The organism is Xenorhabdus budapestensis, from assembly GCF_002632465.1.
GTDB lineage: Bacteria > Pseudomonadota > Gammaproteobacteria > Enterobacterales > Enterobacteriaceae > Xenorhabdus > Xenorhabdus budapestensis.
In genome coordinates, this window is record NZ_NIBS01000165.1 from 1 (window position 1) to 264 (window position 264).

General features: G+C 52.3%; 1 protein-coding gene. It reads left to right on the top strand.

Features of this window, described 5'->3' with window-relative positions:
• Window positions 1-264: phosphopantetheine-binding protein (locus Xbud_RS19450; protein ID WP_145956705.1), on the top strand; the 264-nt coding region annotated here is incomplete at both ends.

The following is a 264-nucleotide window of genomic DNA, read 5'->3' on the forward strand; positions in this document are numbered from 1 at the left end:
CCGGAATATATGGTGCCGGCCAGTTTTACCCGTCTTGAATCAATTCCGCTGACCCTGAACGGTAAAGTGGATCGTCGGGCATTACCAGAACCTGTCTGGGTAAATAGAGACAGTTATGTTGCACCCCGCAATACACTGGAAACTCAGCTCTGTGCCATTTGGCAAGAGGTATTGGGGCTGAAACGGGTTGGCATTGAGGATAACTTCTTCCGTATTGGAGGCAACTCCCTGACAGCGGTTAAGCTGACCGCCGCCATTCGCCGG